Here is a 26823-nt window from a genome sequence, read left to right as displayed (position 1 = left end):
GAAGTCGCCACCGGGCCTGTTGTCGGGGGGCGGTTCAGACCTGCGTTATTTCTTACTTCCGTACTGTGCAAACCACGCCAGCATTCTTTGCCAGCCGTCTTTGGCAGATTCTTCGTGATAGCTCGAGCGGTAGTCGGCATTGAAGGCATGACCGGCATCAGGATAGACAACAATCTCCGTATTGGCGTTAGCGGCGCGTAAGGCCTGGCGCATGGTCTCCACGCTCTCCTGTGAAATACTGTTATCCTGACCGCCGTACAGACCCAGCACCGGGGCGTTCAGATCGGTCGCCACATCGACAGGATGTTTCGGCGAATTCAACGACTTATCGCCAACCAACTTCCCATACCAGGCTACAGCGGCTTTCAGTTGCGGGTTATGCGCCGCGTACAGCCACGTAATACGTCCGCCCCAACAAAAGCCAGTGATCATCAGACGATGAACATCGCCACCGTTGCGGGACGCCCAACTGGCGACGTGATCCAGATCGGCCAGAACCTGAGAATCCGGCACTTTCGCCACCAGACCGCTCAATAGCGTGGGAATATCGGCGAAATCATTGGGATCGCCTTCGCGGAAGTAGAGTTCTGGCGCGATAGCCAAATAGCCGTCCAGCGCCAGACGACGGCAGATGTCGCGGATATGTTCATGCACGCCAAAGATTTCCTGCACTACAATGACCACAGGCAGTGGGCCATCGCTCTTTTTCGGCCGGGCGTGAAACGCCGGCATCTCGTCCCCCTGAGAAGGGATTGACGTAAAACCCGCGACGATGGCGTCGTCCGGGGTATGCACTGAGGTAGAGGCAATAGGGGATGCTGCAGGTGCAAAACCGGTTTGTGGTGTTGATGTCATGGTATTCTCCGTACCCTTAGAAAAATAGCGCACTATTAACTATAGACAGCCTTTAACCATTCACACTGCCTCAAACGGCTCGCTTTTTGTGCAAAGAAAGAGAAAGTTGGGCTATTGATGTGATGTTTATCACTTTTTGTAGGTAAATTCATGCAAATGAATTGCATCATGGTGATAGCGGTCACGAAAATATCTTAAGTCCTTCGGTAAAGTGTCTTTTTGCTTCTTCTGACAAAAACCGAATCACAGAGGAGTTTTATATGTCCAGGTCTGACGTTTTTCATCTCGGCCTCACCAAGAACGATTTACAAGGGGCTACGCTGGCTATCGTCCCTGGCGATCCGGAACGTGTAGAAAAGATCGCCGCGCTGATGGAGAAGCCGGTTAAACTGGCATCTCACCGTGAATTCACTACCTGGCGCGCAGAGCTGGACGGTAAAGCCGTCATCGTCTGCTCGACCGGTATCGGCGGCCCATCAACTTCTATAGCGGTGGAAGAATTGGCTCAGTTGGGCATTCGTACTTTCCTGCGTATTGGCACCACGGGGGCCATTCAGCCGCATATCAATGTCGGCGATGTTCTGGTCACCACGGCGTCCGTTCGTCTGGATGGTGCGAGCCTGCACTTTGCGCCGATGGAGTATCCGGCAGTCGCTGACTTTGAATGCACCACCGCGCTGGTTGAAGCGGCAAAATCCATCGGTGCTACAACTCACGTGGGCGTAACTGCATCTTCTGACACCTTCTACCCAGGCCAGGAACGTTACGACACTTTCTCCGGTCGCGTAGTACGTCGTTTCAAAGGCTCCATGGAAGAGTGGCAGTCAATGGGCGTGATGAACTACGAAATGGAGTCCGCCACGCTGCTGACCATGTGTGCAAGCCAGGGCCTGCGCGCCGGGATGGTTGCGGGGGTAATCGTCAACCGCACCCAGCAAGAGATCCCGAATGCGGAGACGATGAAACAAACCGAAAGCCATGCGGTGAAAATCGTGGTGGAAGCGGCACGTCGTCTCATCTAATTCTCTTCTCTTCCGTAAAAAAGGCCGACGCGTTCGGCCTTTTGCTTTTACGCGATTATTTGCGTACCGCCTCGCAGGAAAGTTCTTTAAAACTGGACGTTTATACAGCACAATTCTATTTTGTGCGGGTGATGTATGGCGTCGGGAGGCATTTTGGATATCTCAATCATCATTTATGCGGTTATTGCGCTGGTGGGCATTGCGCTTGGCTGGCTGATAGCCAGCTATCAGCATGCACAACAGAAAGCCGAACAATTCGCTGAACGTGAAGAGATGGTTGCGGCATTAAGTGCTGCCAAACAACAGCTTGCCCAAAGTGAACACTGGCGTGATGAGTGCGAGTTGCTCAATAACGAATTACGTAGCCTGCGCAGCATTAACACCTCGCTGGAAGCGGATCTGCGTGAAGTGACCACGCGAATGGAAGCCACACAGCAGCATGCGGAAGATAAAATTCGCCAGATGATCAACAGCGAGCAGCGTCTGAGCGAACAGTTTGAAAACCTGGCAAACCGAATCTTTGAGCAAAGCAATCGCCGGGTTGATGAGCAAAACCGACAGAGCCTGAATGGTCTGCTGACGCCGCTGCGTGAACAACTGGACGGTTTCCGTCGCCAGGTTCAGGACAGCTTTGGTCAGGAAGCGCGAGAACGTCACACCCTGGCGCATGAAATTCGCAATCTCCAACAGCTTAATGCACAAATGGCCCAGGAAGCGGTCAACCTGACGCGTGCACTAAAAGGCGATAATAAAACGCAGGGGAACTGGGGCGAAGTCGTACTCACCCGTGTGCTGGAAGCATCCGGACTGCGTGAAGGTTATGAGTACGAAACGCAGGTCAGTATCGAGAATGACGTTCGTTCCCGCATGCAGCCCGACGTAATTGTACGTTTACCGCAGGGAAAAGATGTGGTGATCGACGCCAAAATGACGCTGGTGGCCTATGAGCGCTATTTTAATGCGGAAGACGATTACACCCGCGAAAGTGCGCTTCAGGAACACATTGCTTCGGTGCGTAACCATATTCGCCTGTTGGGACGTAAGGACTACCAGCAGCTTCCGGGGCTGCGCACGCTGGATTACGTGCTGATGTTTATTCCGGTGGAGCCCGCGTTTCTGTTAGCGCTCGACCGACAGCCCGAACTGATTACTGAAGCGCTTAAAAATAATATTATGCTGGTCAGTCCCACGACATTACTGGTGGCGTTGCGAACCATTGCGAATCTTTGGCGTTACGAACATCAAAGCCGTAATGCGCAACAGATTGCGGACCGTGCGAGTAAGCTCTATGACAAGATGCGGCTGTTTGTCGACGATATGTCCTCCATCGGACAGAGTCTGGACAAAGCGCAGGATAACTATCGTCAGGCGATGAAAAAGCTGTCGTCGGGGCGCGGCAACGTGCTGGCACAGGCCGAAGCGTTTCGCGGCTTAGGGGTAGAAATTAAGCGCGAGATTAACCCTGAACTGGCGGAACAGGCCACAACGCAGGATGAAGAGTATCGGTTGCGATCGGTACCTGAAGAGCAGGAAGATGCATCTTATTCCGACGATGACGGGATAAAGCAGCAATCGAATTAGTCCGTTCGGAGTAACCCGGACGGGCAGAAGGGTAGGGCAATGCGCCCCAATCTGTTACACTTCTCGAACAATTTTTTGATGAGCAGGCACTGAGATGGTGGATAATTCACAAGAAACGACGCACTTTGGTTTTCAGACTGTCGCTAAAGAGCATAAAGCGGACATGGTGGCCCACGTTTTTCATTCTGTGGCATCAAAATATGATGTTATGAATGATTTGATGTCTTTTGGCATCCATCGTTTGTGGAAGCGCTTCACCATCGACTGTAGCGGCGTCCGCCGTGGTCAGACAGTACTGGATTTAGCCGGGGGAACCGGCGATCTGACGGCTAAATTCTCCCGTCTGGTCGGGGAGACCGGCAAGGTGATTCTGGCTGACATCAATGACTCAATGCTCAAAATGGGTCGTGAAAAGCTGCGCAATATCGGCGTGATTGGCAACGTAGAATATGTTCAGGCCAATGCGGAAGCGCTGCCGTTCCCGGACAATACGTTTGACTGCATCACTATTTCCTTCGGTTTGCGTAACGTCACGGACAAAGACAAAGCCCTGCGCTCGATGTTCCGTGTCCTGAAGCCAGGTGGTCGTCTGCTGGTGCTGGAATTCTCTAAACCGATTATCGAGCCACTGAGCAAAGCGTACGACGCCTACTCGTTCCATATCCTGCCGCGTATCGGTTCAATGGTCGCCAATGATGCCGATAGCTATCGTTATCTGGCGGAATCCATCCGTATGCATCCCGATCAGGACACCTTGAAAGCGATGATGCAGGACGCCGGGTTCGAAAGTGTCGACTATTACAACCTGACAGCGGGTGTGGTTGCGCTACATCGCGGCTATAAGTTCTGACAGGAGAACGGGGATGCCTTTTAAACCCTTAGTGACTGCAGGAATGGAAAGTTTGCTTAATTCATTCCTGTATCGTTCGCCGGCGTTGAAAACGGCGCGAGCGCGTCTGCTGGGAAAAGTGCTGCGTGTAGAGCTAAAAGGCTTTTCGACATCATTAATTCTGCTGTTCAGCGAACGCCAGGTTGACGTGCTGGGCGAGTGGGCTGGCGAGGCCGATTGTACGGTGATCACTCATGCCAGCGTATTGCCAAAATTACGTGACCGCCAGCAACTGGCTGCGCTGATTCGCAGTGGCGAACTGGAAGTGCAGGGTGATATTCAGGTTGTGCAAAATTTCGTTGCCCTTGCCGACCTGGCGGAATTCGATCCTGCTGAACTGCTGGCGCCTTATACCGGCGACATCGCGGCGGAAGGGATCAGCAAAGCCCTGCGCGGCGGGGCAAAATTTCTCCGTCACGGGATCCAACGTCAGCAACGTTATGTTGCCGAAGCCATTACGGAAGAGTGGCGAATGGCACCCGGACCGTTAGAGGTTGCCTGGTTCGCGGAAGAAACGGCAGCGGTGGAACGCGCTGTCGATGCGCTGACCCGGCGGCTGGAAAAACTGGAGGCTAAATGACGCCAGGTGAAGTACGGCGCCTGTATTTCATCATTCGCACTTTTTTAAGTTACGGACTTGATGAACTCATCCCCAAAATGCGGATCACGCTGCCGCTGCGGTTATGGCGTTACTGCCTGTTCTGGATGCCAAACCGGCATAAAGACAAATTATTGGGAGAGCGACTGAGACTGGCTCTGCAGGAGTTAGGGCCGGTGTGGATCAAGTTTGGTCAAATGCTCTCAACTCGCCGCGATCTCTTCCCTCCGCATATCGCCGATCAACTGGCGTTGTTACAGGACAAAGTCGCCCCCTTCGATGGCAAGCTGGCGAAAGCGCAAATCGAAGAAGCGATGGGCGGACTGCCCGTTGAAGCCTGGTTTGATGAATTCGAGATTCAGCCGCTGGCGTCGGCGTCAATTGCTCAGGTGCATACGGCGAGACTGAAATCGAACGGCAAAGAGGTCGTCATCAAAGTCATACGTCCTGACATCCTGCCGGTTATCAAAGCGGATCTACGACTGATTTATCGTCTTGCCCGCTGGGTGCCGCGCTTGCTACCGGACGGTCGCCGTCTGCGCCCGACGGAAGTGGTGCGGGAATATGAAAAAACACTGATTGATGAGCTGAACCTGTTGCGCGAATCGGCCAACGCCATTCAGCTACGGCGGAACTTTGAAGACAGCCCCATGCTCTACATCCCGGAAGTTTATTCTGACTACTGCAGTGAGAATATGATGGTGATGGAACGCATCTATGGCATCCCGGTTTCCGATGTGATGACGCTGGAGAAAAACGGCACCAACATGAAGTTGCTGGCGGAGCGCGGCGTGCAGGTTTTCTTCACTCAGGTGTTTCGCGACAGCTTTTTCCACGCGGATATGCATCCCGGAAACATCTTTGTCAGTTATGAACACCCCGAAAACCCGAAATATATTGGCATTGATTGCGGCATTGTCGGCTCCTTAAACAAGGAAGATAAGCGTTACCTGGCGGAGAACTTTATCGCGTTCTTTAATCGTGATTACCGCAAGGTTGCGGAACTGCATGTTGATTCAGGCTGGGTTCCGCCGGATACCAACGTTGAAGAGTTTGAGTTTGCGATTCGTACCGTATGCGAGCCTATCTTCGAGAAACCGCTAGCAGAAATCTCGTTTGGTCACGTTTTGTTAAACCTTTTCAATACGGCGCGTCGATTTAACATGGAAGTGCAGCCTCAACTGGTATTGTTGCAGAAGACATTACTGTATGTTGAGGGCGTAGGACGTCAGCTGTATCCGCAGTTGGATCTCTGGAAAACGGCGAAGCCTTTTCTGGAATCATGGATTAAAGATCAGGTCGGTATTCCGGCGCTGGTCAGGGCATTTAAGGAAAAAGCGCCGTTCTGGGTCGAAAAAATGCCAGAACTCCCTGAACTGGTGTACGACAGTTTGCGCCAGGGCAAATATTTACAGCACAGTGTTGATAAGATTGCGCGCGAGCTTCAGGAGAATCATGTGCGTCAGGGCCAATCCCGTTACTTATTGGGAATTGGAGCCACGTTACTATTGAGTGGGACATTCCTGTTGATTAATCGTCCTGAATGGGGCTATATGCCCGGCTGGTTGATGGCAGGCGGTCTGGTCGCCTGGATTGTCGGCTGGCGCAAAACTCGCTGATTTTTTCATCGCTCAAGGCAGGCCGGGTAACGTATACTACGGCCTTATTAATTCATCATCTATCACAGAGGAACATGTATGGGTGGTATCAGTATTTGGCAGTTGGTGATCATTGCCGTCATCGTTGTACTGTTGTTTGGCACCAAGAAGCTCGGCTCCATCGGTTCCGATCTTGGCGCATCCATCAAAGGCTTCAAAAAAGCCATGAGTGATGATGATGCTAAACAGGATAAAGCCAGTCAGGACGCTGACTTTACCGCGAAGTCTATTACTGACAAACCGGCAGACGCTGCTAAAGAAACGGCGAAAAAAGAAGACGCGAAAAGCCACGATAAAGAGCAGGTGTAATTCGTGTTTGATATCGGCTTTAGCGAACTGTTACTGGTGTTTATTATCGGCCTCGTCGTACTGGGGCCGCAGCGATTGCCGGTAGCCGTCAAAACGATAGCTGGCTGGGTACGCGCATTGCGATCCCTTGCGACCACCGTTCAGAATGAACTGACCCAGGAGCTTAAGCTCCAGGAGTTTCAGGACAGCCTGAAAAAGGTTGAGAAAGCGAGCCTGGAAAATCTGACTCCCGAGCTGAAAGCCTCAATGGATGAACTGCGCCAGGCGGCGGAGTCAATGAAACGTTCCTATAGCGCGAACGAGCCCGAAAAAGCGAGCGACGAAGCGCACACCATCCATAACCCGGTGGTGAAAGGGAACGAAGAACAGCATGAAGGGGTCACGCCCGCTACTGCTGAAGTCCAGGCCAGCGCACCGGAACAGGCTCCTGAGATTGTCGGGGAGACGTCTCCTGCCGTCAACGTGAAGGACGCTGAACCGAAAACCGCTGCCCCTGTTGCTGGCTCCTCCCCTACGTCGAGTGATAAACCGTAAACATGGCTGTAGAAGATACTCAACCGCTTATCACGCACCTGATTGAGCTGCGTAAACGTCTGCTTAACTGCATTATTGCGGTTATCGTGATTTTTCTGGCATTGGTCTATTTTGCCAATGACATCTATCACCTGGTTTCCTCGCCGCTTATCAAACAGTTGCCGCAGGGCGCAACCATGATCGCGACGGATGTCGCATCACCGTTCTTCACCCCGATCAAATTAACCTTCATGGTGTCGCTGATCCTGTCAGCACCGGTGATCCTTTATCAGGTCTGGGCGTTTATCGCGCCAGCGCTGTATAAGCATGAACGCCGCATGGTGGTACCGTTACTGATCTCCAGCTCGTTACTGTTCTATATCGGCATGGCGTTTGCCTACTTTGTCGTGTTCCCGCTGGCGTTTGGCTTCCTTGCCAATACCGCGCCGGAAGGTGTGCAGGTCTCGACGGATATTGCCAGCTATCTGAGCTTTGTCATGGCGCTGTTTATGGCGTTCGGGGTCTCGTTTGAGGTGCCCGTTGCCATCGTGCTGCTTTGCTGGATGGGGGTGACGACACCGGAAGATTTGCGTAAAAAACGGCCTTATGTGTTAGTTGGCGCGTTTGTGGTAGGGATGTTGCTGACGCCGCCGGATGTTTTTTCGCAGACGTTACTGGCGATTCCGATGTACTTCCTGTTTGAGGTCGGCGTTTTCTTCTCACGTTTCTATGTCGGTAAGCGACAGACACGGGATGAAGATAACGAGGCGGAATCAGAAGCCGAAGCTGAGAAAGCCGAGAAGACAGAAGAGTAAATTCAACCGCCCGCCAGGGCGGTTGTCATATGGAGCGAAGCATGTTTGATATCGGCGTTAATTTAACCAGCTCGCAGTTTTTAAAAGACCGTGATGAGGTTGTGGCTCGCGCGAGGGCCGCTGGCGTGAAGGGCCTGCTTCTCACCGGCACAAACCTGCATGAAAGCCAACAGGCGCAACGACTGGCGCACATTTATCCTCACTGTTGGTCAACGGCCGGTGTTCACCCGCACGACAGTAGCCAATGGCAGCCTGCCACAGAGGAGGCGATTGTGTCGCTGGCGTCAATGCCTGAGGTCGTGGCGATTGGCGAATGTGGCCTTGATTTCAATCGTAATTTTTCCACTCCGCAGGAACAAGAGCGGGCGTTTGATGCGCAGTTGCGTATCGCTGCTGAGTTACAGATGCCGGTTTTTATGCATTGTCGTGATGCGCATGCACGATTTCTGACGCTGCTGGATCCGTGGCTGGACAAACTCCCGGGTGCGGTGCTGCACTGCTTTACCGGCACGCGTGAAGAAATGCAGGACTGTATCGACAGAGGATTACATATCGGCATTACAGGCTGGGTCTGTGATGAGCGTCGTGGGCTGGAACTGCGCGAATTGCTACCGTTTATTCCGGCCGAACAGTTGCTGATTGAAACCGATGCGCCGTATCTGTTGCCGCGCGATCTCTCGCCGAAACCCGCATCGCGACGTAACGAACCGGCATATCTGCCACATATTCTTGAGCGTATCGCCCACTGGCGCGGAGACGATCCGCAGTGGCTTTCCGCCACAACGGATGCGAACGTCAGGACACTGTTTGGAATGTCGTTTTAAGTCGCCGTTAAAGCTTACGGAAACCGGTGTTTTTCACGCTCTGCTTCACCTCTTTATTCAACAGGTTGAGCAGCAGCATGGAACGCGCTTCACCGTCCGGTTCAGTGAAGATCGCCTGCAGGCCTTCAAAAGCCCCTTCCGTGATGACCACTCGGTCGCCGGGGTAAGGCGTTTCAGGGTCGACAATGCCTTCTGGCTTATAGACGGAGAGCTGGTGAATCACCGTAGCAGGGACAATTGCCGGTGATGCGCCAAAGCGGACAAAATGGCTGACGCCGCGCGTGGCATTGATCGTCGTGGTATGAATCACTTCCGGGTCAAATTCCACGAACAGATAGTTAGGGAACAGGGGTTCGCTGACTGCAGTACGTTTTCCACGCACCATTTTTTCCAGGGTGATCATCGGTGTCAGGCAGCTCACTGCCTGTCTTTCGAGGTGTTCCTGAGCACGCTGAAGTTGCCCGCGTTTGCAGTACAGTAAATACCAGGATTGCATAATGGCTCTTATCCGCTTATTCGGGGCGCAAGCATAGCAAATGTAAGGCGTGAAGTTAATTATAATCCCGGTGATGGCGGTGGGCTGCCAGAGTTCACGCTAATTTAACAAAAATACAGCATCACGATGATGAACGCCGTATAATGAGGCGCTTACGAAGAGGCCACAATGGACGCCATGAAATATCACGATTTACGCGACTTCCTGACGCTGCTTGAACAACAGGGTGAACTCAAACGCATTACGCTTGAAGTGGATCCATATCTGGAAATCACAGAAATTGCCGACCGCACGTTACGTGCCGGTGGCCCTGCGCTGCTGTTTGAAAACCCCAAAGGCTATTCAATGCCGGTGTTGTGTAACCTGTTTGGTACGCCAAAGCGTGTCGCGATGGGCATGGGGCAGGATGATGTCTCTGCGCTGCGGGAAGTGGGTAAATTACTGGCCTTTTTGAAAGAACCGGAGCCGCCGAAGGGCTTCCGCGATCTGTTTGATAAACTGCCGCAGTTCAAACAGGTGCTGAATATGCCGACGAAGCGACTGCGCGGTGCGCCTTGTCAGCAAAAAATCATCTCTGGCGATGACGTCGATTTAAACCGAATTCCCATTATGACCTGCTGGCCAGAAGATGCAGCGCCGCTCATCACCTGGGGGCTGACCGTCACGCGTGGCCCGCATAAAGAGCGGCAGAATCTGGGGATTTATCGCCAGCAGTTGATTGGCAAAAATAAATTGATCATGCGCTGGCTGTCGCATCGTGGCGGCGCGCTTGATTATCAGGAGTGGAGTGCGGCGCATCCGGGTGAACGTTTCCCGGTGTCTGTCGCCTTAGGCGCCGATCCTGCCACCATTCTTGGCGCGGTGACGCCGGTACCAGACACACTCTCAGAGTACGCCTTTGCCGGTCTGCTGCGCGGTACGAAAACCGAAGTGGTTAAATGCCTGTCTAACGATCTTGAAGTGCCTGCCAGTGCGGAAATTGTGTTGGAAGGGTATATCGATCCGGGTGAAATGGCGCCGGAAGGCCCGTATGGCGACCATACGGGGTATTACAATGAAGTGGATAGCTTCCCGGTCTTTACCGTCACGCATATTACCCAGCGTGAAGATGCGATTTACCATTCGACCTACACCGGTCGTCCGCCGGATGAGCCTGCCGTACTTGGCGTTGCGCTAAATGAAGTGTTTGTGCCGATTCTGCAAAAACAGTTCCCGGAAATCGTCGATTTTTACCTGCCGCCGGAAGGGTGCTCTTATCGCCTTGCCGTCGTCACGATTAAAAAACAGTACGCGGGGCATGCGAAACGCGTCATGATGGGTGTCTGGTCATTTTTACGCCAGTTTATGTACACCAAATTTGTTATCGTCTGTGATGATGACGTCAATGCACGCGACTGGAACGATGTGATTTGGGCGATTACCACCCGTATGGACCCGGCCAGGGACACGGTGCTGGTAGAAAATACGCCAATTGATTATCTGGATTTTGCCTCGCCGGTCTCCGGTCTGGGTTCAAAAATGGGGCTGGATGCCACGAACAAATGGCCAGGTGAAACCCAACGCGAGTGGGGACGTCCAATTAAAAAAGACCCCGACGTGACCGCCCGCATTGATGCGATTTGGGATGAACTGGCCATCTTTAATGACGGTAAAGGCGCCTGAGGCGCTCGTTTTGCCCTACAGACCCATAGAGGGAGCGCATGACAACCTTAAGCTGTAAAGTGACCTCGGTAGAAGCTATCACTGATACCGTATACCGTGTTCGTTTAGTACCCGACGCGGCATTTTCCTTTCGTGCCGGTCAATATTTGATGGTCGTGATGGATGAGCGGGATAAACGCCCGTTCTCGATGGCCTCTACGCCGGATGAGCAGGGTTTTATTGAGCTCCACATTGGCGCGTCAGAAATTAATCTCTATGCCAAAGCAGTGATGGATCGCATCCTGAAAGATCATGAGATAACGATAGATATCCCGCACGGCGACGCATGGCTGCGTGACGATGAAGAGCGTCCGCTGATCCTGATTGCTGGTGGTACGGGTTTTTCCTACGCCCGTTCCATTCTGCTGACGGCTCTGGCGCATAATCCTAATCGTGAGGTCACGATTTACTGGGGGGGACGTGAAGAGAAGCATCTCTACGATCTCTCTGAACTTGAAGCGCTCTCTGTCAACCATCCCAATCTGCGCGTCGAAGCCGTGGTGGAACAACCGGAAGCCGGCTGGCGTGGACGTACAGGGACGGTCTTAACGGCGGTGATGCAGGATCACGGAACGCTGGCCGATCATGACATCTACATTGCCGGACGTTTTGAGATGGCGAAAATCGCGCGTGACCTGTTCTGTAATGAGCGCAGCGCACGTGAAGATCGCCTGTTTGGCGATGCGTTCTCATTTATCTAAGAAGAGAAACGAAGAAGAAAAAACCCGCCCCTGACAGGCGGGAAGAACGGCAACTAAATGGTTATACCGTGACGTTTTCGTTGTAGGCCGGATGAGATGCTTTAGCGTCGCCATCCGGCAATCGAGCCGGGGGCGCTTCGCTTACCCGGCCGACAATGAGTGAATATCTTTACACCCGCTCAAACACGGTCGCGATACCCTGACCCAACCCAATACACATCGTCGCCAGGCCGAACTGGACATCTTTGCGTTCCATCAGGTTCAACAACGTGGTGCTGATACGCGCGCCAGAACAACCCAACGGGTGACCGAGCGCGATCGCGCCGCCGTTAAGGTTGATCTTCTCGTCAATCTGCTCCATTAACCCCAGATCTTTAATACACGGCAGGATCTGCGCAGCAAACGCTTCGTTCATCTCAAACAAACCGATATCACTGGCCGAAAGCCCCGCTTTTTTCAGCGCCAGTTTCGACGCCGGAACCGGACCGTATCCCATGATGGAAGGATCACAACCGACCACCGCCATTGAGCGCACGCGGGCGCGTGGTTTCAGACCTAACTCGCGTGCACGACTCGCGCTCATCACCAGCATGGCGGCGGCACCATCGGAGAGTGCAGAAGAGGTTCCTGCGGTGACCGTGCCGCTGACCGGGTCAAACGCCGGACGCAGGGTAGATAACGCTTCAACCGTGGTTTCCGGACGGATCACTTCGTCGTAGTTAAACTGCTTCAGCACGCCATCGGCGTCATGCCCACCGGTTGGGATAATTTCATTCTTAAACGCGCCGGACTGCGTGGCGGCCCAGGCGCGGGCGTGTGAACGTGCGGCAAAGGCATCCTGCATTTCACGGCTGATGCCGTGCATGCGTGAGAGCATCTCCGCCGTTAGTCCCATCATGCCCGCCGCTTTGGCGACGTTACGGCTCAGACCTGGGTGAAAATCGACGCCGTGGCTCATCGGCACATGGCCCATATGCTCCACGCCACCCACCAGACAGGCCTGCGCATCACCGGTCATGATCATTCGTGCGGCGTCATGCAATGCCTGCATGGAAGAGCCGCACAGACGGTTGACGGTCACCGCCGGAACGGAGTGTGGAACTTCCGCCAGCAGCGCCGCGTTACGGGCGATGTTAAAGCCCTGCTCCAGCGTCTGCTGCACGCAACCCCAGTAGATGTCATCAAGCGCCGCCGCTTCAAGCGCCGGATTACGCGCCAGCAGACTGCGCATCAAATGTGCGGAGAGATCTTCCGCACGCACGTTGCGAAACGCGCCCCCTTTCGAACGGCCCATCGGGGTACGGATCGCATCAACAATTACAACCTGTTCCATTGTGACTCCTTAAGCCGTTTTCAGGTCGCCGACCGGACGGGCAGGCTCAACCGGGGGATAATACGGTTCGTTATGACGCGCTTTATTACGCAGACCTTCCGGAACGTCGTATAACGGACCGAGGTGCTGATACTGTTGCGCCATATCAAGATACTTCGCGCTGCCGAGCGTATCCAGCCAGCGGAACGCGCCGCCGTGGAACGGAGGGAAGCCCAGACCGTAAACCAGTGCCATATCGGCCTCTGCCGGACTGGCGATAATGCCTTCTTCGAGACAGCGCACCACTTCGTTGACCATCGGGATCATCATACGGGCGATAATTTCGTCTTCGCTGAAATCACGCTTCGCGTTACTGACGTCAGCCAGCAGGTCATCAACGGTGGCATCCTCTTCTTTCTTCGGCTTACCTTTGTTGTCTTCTTTATAGCGCCAGAAGCCCAGACCGTTTTTCTGACCAAAACGACTGGCGTCAAACAGCGCATCGATCGCGTCGCGATAATCTTTTTGCATCCGCTGCGGGAAGCCTGCGGACATCACGGCCTGCGCGTGATGCGCTGTATCAATGCCGACAACATCAAGCAGGTATGCCGGGCCCATCGGCCAGCCGAACTGTTTTTCCATGACCTTGTCGACTTTGCGGAAGTCCGCTCCGTCGCGCAGCAACTGGCTGAATCCCGCGAAGTAAGGGAACAGGACGCGGTTTACAAAGAAGCCAGGGCAGTCGTTCACCACAATCGGTGTTTTGCCCATTTTGCTTGCCCAGGCGACCACTTTCGCGATGGTTTCATCGGCGCTTTTCTCGCCACGAATGATCTCAACCAGCGGCATCCGGTGAACCGGGTTAAAGAAATGCATCCCGCAGAAATTTTCCGGGCGTTTCAGCACGCTTGCCAGTTCACTGATGGGAATGGTGGAGGTGTTAGAGGCCAGCACGGTATCCGGGCGAACCTTGTCTTCCGTTTCGGACAGCACCGCTTTTTTGACTTTCGGATTTTCAACCACGGCTTCGACCACGATGTCCACGCGATCAAAACCGGCATAGTCCAGCGTAGGGTGAATGGTCGAAATCACGCCCGCCATCTTCAGACCGTCAATTTTGCCGCGCTCAAGCTGTTTGTTCAGCAGCTTAGCCGCTTCGGTCATTCCGAGGGTCAGGGATTTGTCGTTGATATCTTTCATGATAACCGGCACGCCTTTCCACGCCGACTGATACGCGATACCGCCGCCCATAATGCCTGCGCCCAGCACAGCAGCCTGTTTTGGCGTCTCAACGTCTTTGGTCAGCTTCTTCGCTTTGCCTTTCACATATTGGTCGTTAAGGAAGATACCGACCAACGCGCGGGCTTCATTGGTGTGCGCCAGCGGAACAAAACTTTTGTTTTCCAGATTAAGCGCTTCTTCACGGCCAAAACGCGCGGCGGCTTCAATGGTTTTCACCGCAGTCATCGGGGCCGGGTAATGTTTGCCTGCCGTTTGCGCGACCATGCCTTTGGCAATGGTAAAGCTCATGGCAGCTTCAATTTTGCTGAGCTTCAGCGGTTCCAGCTTCGGCTGACGCTTCGCTTTCCAGTCCAGATCGCCGCTGATGGCCTGACGTAAAACTGCTTTTGCGCCTTCAATCAGTTTTTCCGCTTTCACGACGCCATCGACCAGACCGATTTTCAGCGCCTGTTCAGCACCAACGTCTTTACCGGCAGCAATGATCTCCAGTGCGCTGTCCGCGCCTAACATGCGCGGCATACGTACGGAACCGCCAAAGCCTGGCATGATGCCCAGCTTTGTTTCTGGCAGACCGATACGCAGATCCGGCGTCGCCAGGCGGTAATCGGTCGCCAGTACGCATTCGCAGCCGCCACCTAACGCATAGCCGTTAACCGCAGAAAGCGTGGGGACCGGCAGATCTTCCAGACGGTTAAAGACGCTGTTGGCGAAATGCAACCACTGGCTGAGCTGTTCTTCGGGAACGAGAAACAGCGAAAGGAATTCGGTGATATCGGCACCGACGATAAAGGCTGCTTTATTCGAACGCAGCAGCAGCCCTTTTAAATCTGTTTGTTTTTCCAGTACGTCCAGCGCCTGGCCGAGGCTGGCGACGGTTGCCGTGTCGAGTTTGTTCACTGAGCCTGGGGCATCGAACACCAGTTCGGCGATGCCATCTTCCAGCCAGTCGAGGTACAGGTTGTCGCCTTTGTAAAGCATGTCAGTCTCCTGAATCCGCAAGGTGATCTGGTCATACCAGATGAAGCGAAGTGTGTATTTTATGTTAATAAAATGCAAATGACTGATTAAAAAAATGCCGATCCGATCACACCTGGTAGAAATCACGCTCTCGTGAATCGATGTGCTAAGATGCGGAGACTTGAGGTCGAAAAAAACAGAAGGATAGAAAATGGAATCACTGGCCGCACTCTATAAAAATCATATCGTTACCTTACAAGAACGGACGCGTGATGCGTTGGAACGCTTTAAGCTTGATGCGCTGCTTATTCACTCCGGCGAGCTGGTTAACGTTTTTCTCGACGATCATCCTTACCCGTTTAAGGTTAATCCGCAGTTTAAAGCCTGGGTGCCGGTGACTCAGGTTCCCAACTGCTGGTTGCTGGTTGATGGGGTGAACAAACCCAAACTGTGGTTTTACTTGCCGGTCGATTACTGGCACAACGTTGAACCGCTGCCGACCTCCTTCTGGACTGAAGAAGTTGAGGTGATTGCCCTGCCGAAGGCGGATGGCATTGGCAGTCAATTGCCTGCCGCGCGCGGCAATATTGGTTATATCGGCCCGGTTCCAGAGCGTGCGTTGCAACTGGAGATCGCCGCCAGCAATATCAACCCGAAAGGGGTGATCGACTATCTGCACTATTACCGCGCCTACAAAACGGACTACGAACTGGCCTGCATGCGCGAAGCGCAGAAAATGGCGGTGAATGGACACCGTGCGGCGGAAGAAGCCTTCCGTTCGGGGATGAGCGAGTTCGATATCAACCTGGCCTATCTGACTGCGACCGGTCACCGCGATACCGATGTGCCGTACAGCAATATCGTGGCGCTGAACGAGCATGCGTCGGTTTTGCATTATACGAAGCTGGATCATCAGGCACCGTCTGAAATCCGCAGCTTCTTGCTGGATGCCGGTGCGGAGTACAACGGTTATGCCGCAGACCTGACCCGTACCTGGTCGGCGAAAAGCGACAATGAGTATGCGCAGTTAGTGAAAGATGTGAATGACGAACAGCTGGCGCTGATTGCCACCATGAAAGCGGGTGTCAGCTATGTGGATTATCATGTTCAGTTCCATCAGCGTATTGCAAAACTGCTGCGTAAGCATCAGCTCGTCACCGACATGAGCGAAGAGGCGATGGTCGAAAACGATCTCACCGGACCGTTTATGCCGCACGGGATCGGCCATCCGCTGGGCCTGCAGGTGCATGATGTCGCGGGCTTTATGCAGGATGACACCGGTACGCATCTCGCCGCGCCGTCCAAATATCCGTATCTGCGCTGCACCCGTGTGCTCCAGCCGGGCATGGTGTTGACCATTGAACCGGGCTTTTACTTCATCGAATCGCTGCTCGCGCCGTGGCGTGAAGGGCAGTTCAGCAAACACTTCAACTGGCAGAAAATTGAAGCGCTGAAACCGTTTGGTGGTATTCGTATTGAAGATAACGTGGTGATCCACGAGAACAACGTTGAAAACATGACGCGGGATCTGAAACTGGCGTAATGGACAGTTGGTTAATCCCTGCGGCGCCGGTCACCGTTGTCGAAGAGATCAAAAAAAGCCGCTTCATTACGTTGTTGGCGCATACCGATGGCGTAGAGGCGGCAAAAGCGTTTGTGGAATCAGTCAGAGCGGAGCACCCGGACGCCCGTCACCATTGCGTGGCGTGGGTGGCGGGAGCGCCGGATGATTCGCAGCAATTGGGCTTTTCAGATGATGGTGAACCGGCGGGAACGGCAGGCAAGCCGATGCTCGCGCAGTTGATGGGCAGCGGCGTTGGGGAAATTACCGCCGTTGTGGTGCGCTATTACGGCGGGATCTTACTCGGCACCGGCGGACTGGTTAAAGCCTACGGCGGTGGCGTAAACCAGGCATTGCGTCAGTTAACGACACAGCGCAAGACGCCATTAACCGAATATACTTTGCAGTGTGAGTACGCGCAGTTGGCTGGCGTTGAAGCACTTCTGGGTCAATATGGCGGCAAAATCGTCACCAGTGATTACCAGGCATTCGTTCGGTTACGGGTGGCGCTTCCTTATGCGAAAGTGGATGAATTTTCAGCAAAGCTGGCGGATTTTAGTCGTGGTTCATTGCAATTGTTAGCGATTGAAGAATAATCCCCACCTCATTTTGAAGAACTAAGGAAGCGGCAGAGATGCATTTTCGCGCCATTACCCGAATTGTAGGACTACTGGTTATCTTATTTTCGGGCACGATGATCCTCCCGGGGCTGGTAGCGCTTATCTATCGTGATGGGGCGGGACGTGCATTTACGCAAACCTTTTTTGTCGCACTGGTGATTGGCTCCATGTTGTGGTGGCCGAATCGTCGTGAGAAAGGCGAACTGAAATCCCGTGAAGGGTTTCTGATCGTGGTACTGTTCTGGACCGTGCTGGGTAGCGTGGGTGCGTTACCCTTCATTTTTTCTGAAAGCCCGAACCTCACGATTACCGATGCGTTTTTCGAATCATTCTCCGGACTGACCACGACCGGCGCTACCACGCTGGTGGGGCTGGATTCGCTGCCGCATGCGATCCTCTTTTATCGCCAGATGCTGCAATGGTTCGGTGGGATGGGAATCATTGTGCTGGCCGTCGCGATCTTGCCGATACTCGGCGTCGGTGGGATGCAACTCTATCGCGCTGAAATGCCAGGGCCGCTGAAAGATAACAAGATGCGCCCGCGTATTGCCGAAACGGCAAAAACGCTGTGGCTGATCTACGTCCTGCTGACGGTCGCCTGCGCGCTGGCGCTGTGGTTTGCCGGCATGCCAGCGTTTGACGCCATCGGACACAGTTTCGCTACTATCGCGATCGGCGGGTTTTCTACCCATGATGCCAGCGTGGGTTATTTTGACAGCCCAACGATTAACACTATCATCGCTATCTTCTTATTAATCTCCGGCTGTAACTATGGTCTGCACTTCTCGTTACTGAGTGGCCGCAGCCTGAAGGTTTACTGGCGTGACCCCGAATTTCGCATGTTCATTGGCGTCCAACTGACACTGGTGGTCATCTGCACATTAGTGCTCTGGTTCCATAACATCTATAACTCCGCACTGACGACGCTCAATCAGGCCTTTTTCCAGGTGGTGTCGATGGCGACTACGGCCGGATTTACCACCGACAGTATTGCGCGCTGGCCGCTTTTCCTGCCGGTATTGCTGCTATGTTCTGCGTTTATCGGCGGCTGTGCAGGGTCAACGGGCGGGGGACTGAAGGTTATCCGTATCCTCTTGCTGTTCAAACAGGGGAACCGCGAGCTGAAGCGCCTGGTGCATCCCAATGCGGTCTATAGCATCAAACTGGGGAATCGCGCGCTGCCGGAGCGTATTCTTGAAGCGGTCTGGGGATTTTTCTCGGCGTATGCGCTGGTTTTTATTGTCAGTATGCTGGCGATTATCGCGACTGGTGTGGACGATTTCTCGGCCTTTGCTTCCGTGGTGGCGACGTTGAACAACCTTGGGCCCGGACTGGGCGTCGTGGCGGACAACTTTGCCAGTATGAATCCAATGGCAAAATGGATCCTGATTGCCAATATGCTGTTCGGTCGTCTGGAAGTCTTCACTTTGCTGGTACTTTTTACCCCGACCTTCTGGCGTGAATAATGGAGTAACACGTGAAAACACTGATTCTTTTCTCATCTCGCGATGGACAGACCCGGGAAATCGCCGCTTATCTGGCGTCAGAACTCAAAGAGCTTGGCGTTTGTACGGATGTCGTCAACCTGCATCGTACCGAAGAGCCTGACTGGGAACGCTATGACCGTGTGGTCATTGGCGCATCCATTCGTTATGGACACTATCATTCTGCATTTCTCGAGTTTGTGAAGAAACATGCGACGCGACTGAATCACATGCCAAGCGCGTTTTACTCCGTCAACCTGGTGGCGCGTAAACCGGAAAAGCGGACGCCGCAGACCAACAGCTACGCGCGCAAGTTTTTAATGAACTCACAGTGGCGGCCAGACCGTTCTGCGGTTATCGCCGGGGCGCTGCTGTACCCACGCTATCGCTGGTATGATCGCATGATGATTCAACTCATTATGAAAATGTCGGGCGGCGAAACGGATACGCGCAAAGAAGTTATCTATACCGACTGGGAGCAAGTGGCGAGTTTTGCCCGCGAAATCGCTCAGTTAACCCCCGATTCGGTGGTTAAATAAACGCAAAGAATAAAAAATGCGCACTCGGAAAATTATTTTAAATTTCCCCTTGTCAGCCCGAAATAACTCCCTATAATGCGCCTCCACTGACACGGAACAACGGCACGCAAGCCGCCGGGTCAGCAGGGTTCTCCGGTGAAAACCAGTGATGAACACCGACAGAGAAAAGCGAAATAAATGCTTGACTCTGAAGCGGGAAAGCGTATTATGCACACCCCGCGCCGCTGAGAAAAAGCGAAGCGGCACTGCTCTTTAACAATTTATCAGACAATCTGTGTGGGCACTCAGAGTGACATGGATTCTTAACGTCGCAAGACGAAAAATGAATACCAAGTCTCAAAGAGTGAACACGTAATTCATTACGACGTTTAATTCTAAGAGCATCAAACTTAAATTGAAGAGTTTGATCATGGCTCAGATTGAACGCTGGCGGCAGGCCTAACACATGCAAGTCGAACGGTAACAGGAAGCAGCTTGCTGCTTTGCTGACGAGTGGCGGACGGGTGAGTAATGTCTGGGAAACTGCCCGATGGAGGGGGATAACTACTGGAAACGGTAGCTAATACCGCATAATGTCGCAAGACCAAAGAGGGGGACCTTCGGGCCTCTTGCCATCGGATGTGCCCAGATGGGATTAGCTAGTTGGTGAGGTAACGGCTCACCAAGGCGACGATCCCTAGCTGGTCTGAGAGGATGACCAGCCACACTGGAACTGAGACACGGTCCAGACTCCTACGGGAGGCAGCAGTGGGGAATATTGCACAATGGGCGCAAGCCTGATGCAGCCATGCCGCGTGTATGAAGAAGGCCTTCGGGTTGTAAAGTACTTTCAGCGGGGAGGAAGGGGTTAAGGTTAATAACCTTAGCCATTGACGTTACCCGCAGAAGAAGCACCGGCTAACTCCGTGCCAGCAGCCGCGGTAATACGGAGGGTGCAAGCGTTAATCGGAATTACTGGGCGTAAAGCGCACGCAGGCGGTCTGTCAAGTCGGATGTGAAATCCCCGGGCTCAACCTGGGAACTGCATTCGAAACTGGCAGGCTTGAGTCTCGTAGAGGGGGGTAGAATTCCAGGTGTAGCGGTGAAATGCGTAGAGATCTGGAGGAATACCGGTGGCGAAGGCGGCCCCCTGGACGAAGACTGACGCTCAGGTGCGAAAGCGTGGGGAGCAAACAGGATTAGATACCCTGGTAGTCCACGCCGTAAACGATGTCTATTTGGAGGTTGTGCCCTTGAGGCGTGGCTTCCGGAGCTAACGCGTTAAATAGACCGCCTGGGGAGTACGGCCGCAAGGTTAAAACTCAAATGAATTGACGGGGGCCCGCACAAGCGGTGGAGCATGTGGTTTAATTCGATGCAACGCGAAGAACCTTACCTGGTCTTGACATCCACAGAACTTGGCAGAGATGCCTTGGTGCCTTCGGGAACTGTGAGACAGGTGCTGCATGGCTGTCGTCAGCTCGTGTTGTGAAATGTTGGGTTAAGTCCCGCAACGAGCGCAACCCTTATCCTTTGTTGCCAGCGGTCCGGCCGGGAACTCAAAGGAGACTGCCAGTGATAAACTGGAGGAAGGTGGGGATGACGTCAAGTCATCATGGCCCTTACGACCAGGGCTACACACGTGCTACAATGGCATATACAAAGAGAAGCGACCTCGCGAGAGCAAGCGGACCTCATAAAGTATGTCGTAGTCCGGATTGGAGTCTGCAACTCGACTCCATGAAGTCGGAATCGCTAGTAATCGTGGATCAGAATGCCACGGTGAATACGTTCCCGGGCCTTGTACACACCGCCCGTCACACCATGGGAGTGGGTTGCAAAAGAAGTAGGTAGCTTAACCTTCGGGAGGGCGCTTACCACTTTGTGATTCATGACTGGGGTGAAGTCGTAACAAGGTAACCGTAGGGGAACCTGCGGTTGGATCACCTCCTTACCTTAAAGAACCTGCCTTTGTAGTGCCCACACAGATTGTCTGATGAAAAACGAGCAGTAAAACCTCTACAGGCTTGTAGCTCAGGTGGTTAGAGCGCACCCCTGATAAGGGTGAGGTCGGTGGTTCAAGTCCACTCAGGCCTACCAAATTTTCCCTGAATACTGCGTTGTGAAACGACTCGCATACTTTAAGTATGCTTCGCCATTCCACGCCTTGTCTCAGGAAAAATTATCGGTACAGAGGTTCTGACTACATTGTATGGGGCTATAGCTCAGCTGGGAGAGCGCCTGCTTTGCACGCAGGAGGTCTGCGGTTCGATCCCGCATAGCTCCACCATACTGTAGAACGTAATCAAGAAAACTTCAGAGTGTACCTGAAAGGGTGCGCTGCGAAGTTTTGCTCTTTAAAAATCTGGATCAAGCTGAAAATTGAAACGACACACTGTTAATGGTGTGTTCGAGTCTCTCAAATTTTCGCAACACGATGATGAATCGAAAGAAACATCTTCGGGTTGTGAGGTTAAGCGACTAAGCGTACACGGTGGATGCCCTGGCAGTCAGAGGCGATGAAGGACGTGCTAATCTGCGAAAAGCGTCGGTAAGGTGATATGAACCGTTATAACCGGCGATGTCCGAATGGGGAAACCCAGTGCAATTCGTTGCACTATCGTTAACTGAATCCATAGGTTAACGAGGCGAACCGGGGGAACTGAAACATCTAAGTACCCCGAGGAAAAGAAATCAACCGAGATTCCCCCAGTAGCGGCGAGCGAACGGGGAGCAGCCCAGAGCCTGAATCAGCATGTGTGGTAGTGGAACGGTCTGGAAAGGCCGGCGATACAGGGTGACAGCCCCGTACACAAAATTGCATGTGTTGTGAGCTCGATGAGTAGGGCGGGACACGTGGTATCCTGTCTGAATATGGGGGGACCATCCTCCAAGGCTAAATACTCCTGACTGACCGATAGTGAACCAGTACCGTGAGGGAAAGGCGAAAAGAACCCCGGCGAGGGGAGTGAAAAAGAACCTGAAACCGTGTACGTACAAGCAGTGGGAGCCTCTTTAATGGGGTGACTGCGTACCTTTTGTATAATGGGTCAGCGACTTATATTCTGTAGCAAGGTTAACCGAATAGGGGAGCCGAAGGGAAACCGAGTCTTAACTGGGCGTTAAGTTGCAGGGTATAGACCCGAAACCCGGTGATCTAGCCATGGGCAGGTTGAAGGTTGGGTAACACTAACTGGAGGACCGAACCGACTAATGTTGAAAAATTAGCGGATGACTTGTGGCTGGGGGTGAAAGGCCAATCAAACCGGGAGATAGCTGGTTCTCCCCGAAAGCTATTTAGGTAGCGCCTCGTGAATTCATCTCCGGGGGTAGAGCACTGTTTCGGCTAGGGGGCCATCCCGGCTTACCAACCCGATGCAAACTGCGAATACCGGAGAATGTTATCACGGGAGACACACGGCGGGTGCTAACGTCCGTCGTGAAGAGGGAAACAACCCAGACCGCCAGCTAAGGTCCCAAAGTCATGGTTAAGTGGGAAACGATGTGGGAAGGCTCAGACAGCCAGGATGTTGGCTTAGAAGCAGCCATCATTTAAAGAAAGCGTAATAGCTCACTGGTCGAGTCGGCCTGCGCGGAAGATGTAACGGGGCTAAACCATGCACCGAAGCTGCGGCAGCGACACTAAGTGTTGTTGGGTAGGGGAGCGTTCTGTAAGCCTGTGAAGGTGTGCTGTGAGGCATGCTGGAGGTATCAGAAGTGCGAATGCTGACATAAGTAACGATAAAGCGGGTGAAAAGCCCGCTCGCCGGAAGACCAAGGGTTCCTGTCCAACGTTAATCGGGGCAGGGTGAGTCGACCCCTAAGGCGAGGCCGAAAGGCGTAGTCGATGGGAAACAGGTTAATATTCCTGTACCAGGTGTTACTGCGAAGGGGGGACGGAGAAGGCTATGTTGGCCGGGCGACGGTTGTCCCGGTTTAAGCGTGTAGGTGTGTGTTCCAGGTAAATCCGGTTCACTTTAACACTGAGGCGTGATGACGAGGCACTACGGTGCTGAAGTGACAAATGCCCTGCTTCCAGGAAAAGCCTCTAAGCATCAGGTAACATCAGATCGTACCCCAAACCGACACAGGTGGTCAGGTAGAGAATACCAAGGCGCTTGAGAGAACTCGGGTGAAGGAACTAGGCAAAATGGTGCCGTAACTTCGGGAGAAGGCACGCTGATATGTAGGTGAAGCGATTTACTCGTGGAGCTGAAATCAGTCGAAGATACCAGCTGGCTGCAACTGTTTATTAAAAACACAGCACTGTGCAAACACGAAAGTGGACGTATACGGTGTGACGCCTGCCCGGTGCCGGAAGGTTAATTGATGGGGTTATCCGTAAGGAGAAGCTCTTGATCGAAGCCCCGGTAAACGGCGGCCGTAACTATAACGGTCCTAAGGTAGCGAAATTCCTTGTCGGGTAAGTTCCGACCTGCACGAATGGCGTAATGATGGCCAGGCTGTCTCCACCCGAGACTCAGTGAAATTGAACTCGCTGTGAAGATGCAGTGTACCCGCGGCAAGACGGAAAGACCCCGTGAACCTTTACTATAGCTTGACACTGAACACTGGTCCTTGATGTGTAGGATAGGTGGGAGGCTTTGAAGCGCGGACGCCAGTTCGTGTGGAGCCGTCCTTGAAATACCACCCTTTAATGGCTGGTGTTCTAACGTGGGCCCGTAATCCGGGTTGCGGACAGTGTCTGGTGGGTAGTTTGACTGGGGCGGTCTCCTCCTAAAGAGTAACGGAGGAGCACGAAGGTTAGCTAATCCTGGTCGGACATCAGGAGGTTAGTGCAAAGGCATAAGCTAGCTTGACTGCGAGCGTGACGGCGCGAGCAGGTGCGAAAGCAGGTCTTAGTGATCCGGTGGTTCTGAATGGAAGGGCCATCGCTCAACGGATAAAAGGTACTCCGGGGATAACAGGCTGATACCGCCCAAGAGTTCATATCGACGGCGGTGTTTGGCACCTCGATGTCGGCTCATCACATCCTGGGGCTGAAGTAGGTCCCAAGGGTATGGCTGTTCGCCATTTAAAGTGGTACGCGAGCTGGGTTTAGAACGTCGTGAGACAGTTCGGTCCCTATCTGCCGTGGGCGCTGGAGAATTGAGGGGGGCTGCTCCTAGTACGAGAGGACCGGAGTGGACGCATCACTGGTGTTCGGGTTGTCATGCCAATGGCACTGCCCGGTAGCTAAATGCGGAAGAGATAAGTGCTGAAAGCATCTAAGCACGAAACTTGCCCCGAGATGAGTTCTCCCTGACCCTTTAAGGGTCCTGAAGGAACGTTGAAGACGACGACGTTGATAGGCCGGGTGTGTAAGCGCAGCGATGCGTTGAGCTAACCGGTACTAATGAACCGTGAGGCTTAACCTTACAACGCCGAAGCTGTTTTGGCGGAATAGAGAGAAAATTTTCAGCGTGATTACAGATTAGATTAACCGGCGAAAGGCGGGTTAATAAACAGAATTTGCCTGGCGGCTGTAGCGCGGTGGTCCCACCTGACTCCATGCCGAACTCAGAAGTGAAACGCCGTAGCGCCGATGGTAGTGTGGGGTCTCCCCATGCGAGAGTAGGGAACTGCCAGGCATCAAACAAGTGAAGAGCCCATCCTGACGGATGGGCTTTTTGCTTTTCTGGATCACCGAATTTTGTAGGCCGGGTAAGGCGAAACCGCCACCCGGCAAGTCGTCAGATCGCACTCCACTCCACAATAAACTTCGCAATCACATCCACATCATTTAAATCCAGCACCGGAACTTCAAGCGGCAATACAACATCACTGGCTACCGCAATCACATGCTCATCCAGCGTTAATTCGCTGAAATCATGCCCGGCATCGCTTCTGAACAGCAGGATCTTAGGCACGGCCTCATGCTTAAATCCCTCAACCAGCACCAGATCCAGCGTGGCATAATCCATCCTGCTGACCAGGTACGCCAGATTCAGTTCGGGTTCTTCAGGTGTCTCAGTCATTAATGCCCAACGTTGCTGACTGGCGACCAGCGTTTGCGCCGCTCCTGCTTTGCGTAGCTCGTAGCTGTCTTTGCCTGGCTTATCCACATCCATATCATGATGCGTATGTTTGATAAGTCCGGGGCGGATCCCGGCGGCGCACAGCGCCGGGATTAGCTTCCTGAGCAGCGTCGTTTTTCCCGTTCCGCTCCACGCGGCGATAGCCAGTAGAGGGATCATGGTTTTTCCTGCCATTTATCAAGCTCCTCAAGGGTATTCACATTCACAAACGCTTCCTTGCGGTCGCTGAAGTCAACGGCATGCCCACCTGCCTGACGCATAAAAACCATGACCCGTCGCTCGCCAGACTGTAAATAGCGCTGCAAAAATGGCTGGACTGAACGGTGAACCAGCGCAATGGTGGGATGATCGCGCTCTCCATCATGCACCCATACCACCGGTGCATGATTGCACCGGGCACGTAAGCGGGCAGCCAGCGTTTGCGGGATAAAAGGGGTATCACAGGGGCAGAACAGAAACCAGTCGCCCGCCTCCTGTTGGAAAACAGAAAGCATGCCCGCCAACGGGCCGGGAAAATCCGCCATCACATCTGAAATGACTTTCAGGCCACCCGAGCGATAAATTTCCTGATGCCGATTGGCATTCACAACCACCGTTTCCAGTTGGGATAACAGCGTATCGGCGACATGTTTCCACAGCGGTTTCCCTTTAAGCTCAAGCAAGCCTTTATCAATGCCCCCCATTCGCCTGGCCTTTCCGCCAGCCAGTACAACCCCTGTTATTGCACTATCCTGATTCACTGATATCGCCTCTTTTATTGTGGGATTGACCCTGCTAACGTGTCTGTCTCAAGAGTAAGGAGCATGACCATGAAATGTAAACGCCTGAATGAAGTTATTGAACTCCTCCAGCCAGCCTGGCAAAAAGAGCCCGACCTTAACCTGATGCAATTTTTGCAGAAACTGGCGAAAGAGTCAGGTTTTGACGGTGAACTGGCGGATTTAACCGACGACATTCTGATCTATCACCTGAAAATGCGCGACTCTGCAAAAGACGCGGTTATTCCCGGTATTCAGAAAGATTACGAGGAAGATTTCAAGACGGCGCTGTTGCGCGCTCGTGGCGTAATTAAAGAGTAAAAGCTTGTAAGCGGGGCCACCGAAGCTGTTATGAAATGATATCCTGAATC

Annotated in this window: 22 protein-coding genes, 2 tRNA genes and 3 rRNA genes; 21 read left to right on the top strand and 6 right to left on the bottom strand. The window is 53.2% G+C overall.

Annotation, left to right across the window (positions count from 1 at the left end; genetic code table 11):
• Positions 1–45: 45 nt before the first annotated feature.
• Positions 46–855, bottom strand: coding sequence for a dienelactone hydrolase family protein (locus tag KI228_RS21635; protein WP_061069437.1), 810 nt, complete (start codon positions 853–855; stop codon positions 46–48).
• A 260-nt stretch (positions 856–1115) separates the two neighbouring features.
• Between KI228_RS21635 and udp the strand changes: the two genes are divergently transcribed.
• From udp to tatD, 9 genes are all read left to right on the top strand, one after another.
• On the top strand, positions 1116–1877 hold the full coding sequence (udp, locus tag KI228_RS21630; protein WP_042998824.1) for a uridine phosphorylase: 762 nt from the start codon (positions 1116–1118) through the stop codon (positions 1875–1877).
• 153 nt (positions 1878–2030) lie between these two features.
• Positions 2031–3458 carry a DNA recombination protein RmuC gene (gene rmuC / locus KI228_RS21625; protein ID WP_044267347.1) on the top strand — a complete coding sequence of 476 codons (1428 nt, stop codon included), beginning with the start codon at positions 2031–2033 and terminating at the stop codon, positions 3456–3458.
• A gap of 94 nt (positions 3459–3552) precedes the next feature.
• Positions 3553–4308 (top strand): bifunctional demethylmenaquinone methyltransferase/2-methoxy-6-polyprenyl-1,4-benzoquinol methylase UbiE, encoded by a 756-nt coding sequence (gene ubiE, locus KI228_RS21620; protein WP_042326162.1) that lies wholly within the window; start codon positions 3553–3555, stop codon positions 4306–4308.
• A gap of 13 nt (positions 4309–4321) precedes the next feature.
• Entirely contained in the window at positions 4322–4927 is a 606-nt protein-coding gene (gene ubiJ / locus KI228_RS21615) for a ubiquinone biosynthesis protein UbiJ (protein WP_042998825.1), read from the top strand.
• Positions 4924–6564, top strand: coding sequence for a ubiquinone biosynthesis regulatory protein kinase UbiB (gene ubiB, locus KI228_RS21610; RefSeq protein ID WP_061069438.1), 1641 nt, complete (start codon positions 4924–4926; stop codon positions 6562–6564). Before ubiJ ends, ubiB begins: the two co-directional genes overlap by 4 nt.
• Before the next feature lie 78 nt (positions 6565–6642).
• Positions 6643–6912 (top strand): Sec-independent protein translocase subunit TatA, encoded by a 270-nt coding sequence (tatA, locus tag KI228_RS21605; RefSeq protein ID WP_042998827.1) that lies wholly within the window; start codon positions 6643–6645, stop codon positions 6910–6912.
• 3 nt (positions 6913–6915) lie between these two features.
• The gene (gene tatB, locus KI228_RS21600) at positions 6916–7446 is read left to right on the top strand and encodes a Sec-independent protein translocase protein TatB (RefSeq protein ID WP_042998828.1); all 531 of its coding nucleotides are present in this window, start codon (positions 6916–6918) and stop codon (positions 7444–7446) included.
• 2 nt (positions 7447–7448) lie between these two features.
• Positions 7449–8240 carry a Sec-independent protein translocase subunit TatC gene (tatC, locus tag KI228_RS21595; RefSeq protein ID WP_042998829.1) on the top strand — a complete coding sequence of 264 codons (792 nt, stop codon included), beginning with the start codon at positions 7449–7451 and terminating at the stop codon, positions 8238–8240.
• 41 nt (positions 8241–8281) lie between these two features.
• Positions 8282–9064 (top strand): 3'-5' ssDNA/RNA exonuclease TatD, encoded by a 783-nt coding sequence (gene tatD, locus KI228_RS21590; protein WP_061069439.1) that lies wholly within the window; start codon positions 8282–8284, stop codon positions 9062–9064.
• A 7-nt stretch (positions 9065–9071) separates the two neighbouring features.
• Here tatD and rfaH read toward each other — a convergent pair whose 3' ends face one another.
• Positions 9072–9560 (bottom strand): transcription/translation regulatory transformer protein RfaH, encoded by a 489-nt coding sequence (rfaH, locus tag KI228_RS21585; RefSeq protein ID WP_042998831.1) that lies wholly within the window; start codon positions 9558–9560, stop codon positions 9072–9074.
• Positions 9561–9728: 168 nt separating this feature from the next.
• Between rfaH and ubiD the strand changes: the two genes are divergently transcribed.
• Together ubiD and fre are read left to right on the top strand one after the other, a co-directional pair.
• Entirely contained in the window at positions 9729–11222 is a 1494-nt protein-coding gene (gene ubiD / locus KI228_RS21580; protein WP_071888349.1) for a 4-hydroxy-3-polyprenylbenzoate decarboxylase, read from the top strand.
• A gap of 38 nt (positions 11223–11260) precedes the next feature.
• Positions 11261–11962: an NAD(P)H-flavin reductase gene (gene fre / locus KI228_RS21575; RefSeq protein WP_044258316.1), complete on the top strand. Its 702-nt coding sequence runs from the start codon at positions 11261–11263 to the stop codon at positions 11960–11962.
• Between the two features lie 169 nt (positions 11963–12131).
• On the opposite strand, the gene fadA is transcribed toward fre, so the two are convergent.
• Both fadA and fadB read right to left on the bottom strand, forming a co-directional pair.
• The gene (fadA, locus tag KI228_RS21570) at positions 12132–13295 is read right to left on the bottom strand and encodes an acetyl-CoA C-acyltransferase FadA (RefSeq protein ID WP_046402115.1); all 1164 of its coding nucleotides are present in this window, start codon (positions 13293–13295) and stop codon (positions 12132–12134) included.
• Positions 13296–13304: 9 nt separating this feature from the next.
• A complete protein-coding gene (gene fadB / locus KI228_RS21565) occupies positions 13305–15494 on the bottom strand; it encodes a fatty acid oxidation complex subunit alpha FadB (protein WP_044258318.1) in 2190 nt (729 codons plus the stop codon).
• A gap of 190 nt (positions 15495–15684) precedes the next feature.
• Here fadB and pepQ point away from each other — a divergent pair, with 190 nt between their 5' ends.
• From pepQ to rrf, 9 genes are all read left to right on the top strand, one after another.
• Entirely contained in the window at positions 15685–17016 is a 1332-nt protein-coding gene (pepQ, locus tag KI228_RS21560) for a Xaa-Pro dipeptidase (protein ID WP_042998835.1), read from the top strand.
• On the top strand, positions 17016–17630 hold the full coding sequence (locus tag KI228_RS21555; protein ID WP_042998836.1) for an IMPACT family protein: 615 nt from the start codon (positions 17016–17018) through the stop codon (positions 17628–17630). The genes pepQ and KI228_RS21555 overlap by 1 nt, the downstream gene beginning before the upstream one ends.
• A gap of 38 nt (positions 17631–17668) precedes the next feature.
• The gene (gene trkH / locus KI228_RS21550; protein ID WP_141227675.1) at positions 17669–19120 is read left to right on the top strand and encodes a Trk system potassium transporter TrkH; all 1452 of its coding nucleotides are present in this window, start codon (positions 17669–17671) and stop codon (positions 19118–19120) included.
• Positions 19121–19131: 11 nt separating this feature from the next.
• Positions 19132–19677 carry a menaquinone-dependent protoporphyrinogen IX dehydrogenase gene (gene hemG / locus KI228_RS21545; protein WP_042998838.1) on the top strand — a complete coding sequence of 182 codons (546 nt, stop codon included), beginning with the start codon at positions 19132–19134 and terminating at the stop codon, positions 19675–19677.
• 391 nt (positions 19678–20068) lie between these two features.
• Positions 20069–21610: ribosomal RNA gene (locus KI228_RS21540) — 16S ribosomal RNA — on the top strand.
• A 69-nt stretch (positions 21611–21679) separates the two neighbouring features.
• A tRNA-Ile gene (locus KI228_RS21535) sits at positions 21680–21756 on the top strand.
• Positions 21757–21870: 114 nt separating this feature from the next.
• Positions 21871–21946, top strand: a tRNA-Ala gene (locus tag KI228_RS21530).
• A gap of 181 nt (positions 21947–22127) precedes the next feature.
• Positions 22128–25034 (top strand): 23S ribosomal RNA (locus tag KI228_RS21525).
• Between the two features lie 97 nt (positions 25035–25131).
• A 5S ribosomal RNA gene (gene rrf / locus KI228_RS21520) occupies positions 25132–25247 on the top strand.
• Together the 16S, 23S and 5S rRNA genes with 2 tRNA genes alongside form the textbook arrangement of a ribosomal RNA operon.
• Before the next feature lie 102 nt (positions 25248–25349).
• Here the strand turns inward: rrf and mobB are convergent.
• On the bottom strand, positions 25350–25853 hold the full coding sequence (gene mobB / locus KI228_RS21515) for a molybdopterin-guanine dinucleotide biosynthesis protein MobB (protein ID WP_071888351.1): 504 nt from the start codon (positions 25851–25853) through the stop codon (positions 25350–25352).
• A complete protein-coding gene (gene mobA, locus KI228_RS21510) occupies positions 25850–26434 on the bottom strand; it encodes a molybdenum cofactor guanylyltransferase MobA (RefSeq protein ID WP_071888352.1) in 585 nt (194 codons plus the stop codon). Before mobA ends, mobB begins: the two co-directional genes overlap by 4 nt.
• 69 nt (positions 26435–26503) lie before the next feature.
• Here mobA and KI228_RS21505 point away from each other — a divergent pair, with 69 nt between their 5' ends.
• Positions 26504–26773: a YihD family protein gene (locus tag KI228_RS21505; RefSeq protein WP_042325406.1), complete on the top strand. Its 270-nt coding sequence runs from the start codon at positions 26504–26506 to the stop codon at positions 26771–26773.
• The last annotated feature ends 50 nt before the right edge of the window (positions 26774–26823 follow it).

The organism is Citrobacter amalonaticus (assembly GCF_018323885.1).
GTDB classification, from domain to species: domain Bacteria; phylum Pseudomonadota; class Gammaproteobacteria; order Enterobacterales; family Enterobacteriaceae; genus Citrobacter_A; species Citrobacter_A amalonaticus.
The sequence above is the reverse complement of the archived record's forward strand: the minus strand, read 5'-3'. Positions and strand labels throughout refer to the sequence as shown.